This window comes from Flavobacterium sp. (assembly GCF_043780635.1).
GTDB lineage: Bacteria > Bacteroidota > Bacteroidia > Flavobacteriales > Flavobacteriaceae > Flavobacterium.
In genome coordinates this window covers 1-2623 of record NZ_JAYWCK010000085.1, presented here as the reverse complement: position 1 = coordinate 2623, position 2623 = coordinate 1, and the positions used below count along the sequence as shown (strand labels likewise).

The 2623-nt window shown below is 39.2% G+C and carries 4 protein-coding genes; 3 read left to right on the top strand and 1 reads right to left on the bottom strand.

The window, feature by feature from the left end:
• From ACH2BV_RS08335 to ACH2BV_RS08325, 3 genes are all read left to right on the top strand, one after another.
• Window positions 1–698 (top strand): SGNH/GDSL hydrolase family protein (locus ACH2BV_RS08335; protein ID WP_395050263.1); only part of this gene is annotated, 698 nt, incomplete at its 5' end.
• Window positions 699–720: 22 nt separating this feature from the next.
• A complete protein-coding gene (locus ACH2BV_RS08330; protein ID WP_395050261.1) occupies window positions 721–1707 on the top strand; it encodes an aldo/keto reductase in 987 nt (328 codons plus the stop codon).
• 163 nt (window positions 1708–1870) lie between these two features.
• On the top strand, window positions 1871–2239 hold the full coding sequence (locus ACH2BV_RS08325; protein ID WP_395050260.1) for a hypothetical protein: 369 nt from the start codon (window positions 1871–1873) through the stop codon (window positions 2237–2239).
• Window positions 2240–2427: 188 nt separating this feature from the next.
• Here ACH2BV_RS08325 and ACH2BV_RS08320 read toward each other — a convergent pair.
• Window positions 2428–2623 (bottom strand): hypothetical protein (locus tag ACH2BV_RS08320; protein ID WP_395049747.1); only part of this gene is annotated, 196 nt, incomplete at its 5' end.

The window sequence follows — 2623 nt, the reverse complement described above, 5'->3', positions numbered from 1 at the left end:
CCGAAATGAAATACCTAAAATCAATCTACTTTATCTTTCTTTTATCAATCTTTATGGGACAAAATACAGAAGCTCAGGACTGGGCAAATTTAAACAAATACCAAAACGAAAACGCCACTCTCCAACCTTTGACACCTGAACAAAAAAGAATCGTTTTTATGGGCGATTCCATCACTGAATTCTGGTCCATCATAAACCCCGATTTTTTTAAGGGAAAGCCATATGTAAATCGAGGCATTAGTGGGCAAACCACGCCCCAAATGCTCATTCGTTTCCGGCCTGACGTGATTGCCTTAAAGCCGGATGTTGTAGTTTTATTAGCGGGAATCAATGACATTGCTGGAAATACAGGTCCTTCAACAGTGGAAATGATATTCGACAATATTGTCTCGATGGCTGAATTGGCCAAAGCCAACCATATTAAACTGATTTTATGTTCCGTATTGCCTGCATTTGATTTTCCTTGGTCATCAGGAAAACAACCTGCAGAAAAGGTGGCGAGTCTCAATAAAATGATACAAAAATATGCTGATGCCAATGGGATTCTGTATCTCGACTATTATTCGGTAATAGTGAATGATCAAAAAGGATTGAACTCCGCTTATTCAGAAGATGGGGTACATCCCAATAAAACAGGATATGAACTAATGAATCCATTAGTAGAAAAAGCGATAGCTAAAGTGCTGTCCAGCAAATAAATATTCCCTAAAAAAAATAAAGATGAACTATCGAAAACTTGGAAAAACCAATTTAAATATCTCCGAAATAGCCCTTGGCACTTGGCAAGTGGGCGGAAAATGGGGTTCGCCCTTCAATGACAAAACTGCAGACGAGTTAATCAATACCGCCATTGATAACGGCGTGAATTTTATTGACACCGCCGATGTGTATGAAAATGGATTGAGTGAAACTGCAGTAGGAAGAGTAGTTCGCTCTCGTTCGGAACGTATTTATGTGGCCACGAAATGTGGGCGTCACATCAATCCGCACGTAAATGATGGTTACCAACCAAAAGTCCTGCAAAAATTCGTGGAAGACAGCCTCAAAAGAACCGGACTTGACACCCTGGATTTAATCCAGTTGCATTGCCCACCGAGTGAAGTCTATTTTCGCCCCGAAATCTTTGAATTGTTTGATCGATTGAAAGAGCAGGGAAAAATTCAAAACTTGGGTGTCAGCGTCGAAAAAGTGGATGAAGCGATGAAAGCCATTGAATATCCAAACGTGACCACCATACAAATCATTTTCAATCTTTTTCGACAAAAACCATCGGAAGTGTTTTTCAAGGAAGCTCAAAAACGAGACATTGGCATCATAGCCAGAGTTCCCTTGGCCAGCGGACTTTTGACAGGATTATATGATTCCAAAACTACTTTTGGAGCCCAAGATCATAGAAATTTTAACCGAAACGGAGCCGCTTTCGACAAAGGGGAAACCTTCTCCGGAATTGATTATGAATTGGGTTTAAAAGCGGTGGAAGCCTTGAAATCTTTGTTTCCTAGAGTTAGCAATTTTGCACCAATTGCTTTGCAATGGATTCTGTCTTTTGATGAAATTAGTTGTATTATTCCCGGAGCATCAAAAGCCAGTCACGTCGAATCTAATTTATCTGTGTATGATTTACCTATATTGACACCTGAGAAAATTGCGGCGATGAACCAAATCTACGAAAAGTATATCAAGCCGCAAGTGCATCAGCTTTGGTAATCAATTAGACAACTTCAATTTATATATTCCATTAAAATATTCAGAATAAGCAACTATAAAGGCTCTTTAGTCAAAATAAAAACTACGAATGTTCAATAAATCCAATTTCAAAGGATGGTTTGACCGGTATTAATATGCCGAATTATCCGCTACATCAGCCGCATTGGCTAGTTCCCAGTTCAGCCGAATCTTTGATGGTTTAACGACTGCTTATTTAATCACTTTTGCTGAGTATTTTGCCTTTTATGGTGCCATTTTATTTATAGCCTATAAGAAGTTGGCAACGACAAATAGATCTTTGGATAAAAAAACGCCTTTAAAAGAAGTGGTTTTCCTGATACGGAATTTACTCTTGGAATTTGGTTATCCCGCCATTTTGGATTTCTTCCTCATTCGTCCGTTTTGTATGTATTGGATGCCAATCCTGACAGGGAATTATTTTATGGGAATCCTCCTTGGAAAAATCACTGCCGATTCCGTTTTCTATGGCCTCGCCATAGTCAATTATGAATTGATTAAGAAGAAACAGTAATTTAATCTTCTCTTATTTCGTTTTTGTCTGCACTGGGTATGTTGCGGTTTGTTGCGGTGAGGTTGGGCGAAGGTTGCGAGAAAACCGAGGGTTGAACCGCCCCATAATAACTATAACAAAACTTTAAACAAAAAACCACCCCAATATTAATCGGGATGGCTTTGATTTAAATTAGTTTTTAAAAATGTTTACTGTTTGATCACGTTAACGGCTTTCATGTTCTCGCCTTGTTTCACAATGGTAAGATATTCCCCTCTCGGTAATTCTTCTCCAAACTGTATAGGTTGACCGTCGGTTTTTTCGATGCGTTTCACCATTCTGGCAAGCATATCGTACACCAGGACTTCCACTTTTTCGTTATGGCCTCCTTCCACAAGCAGGGTA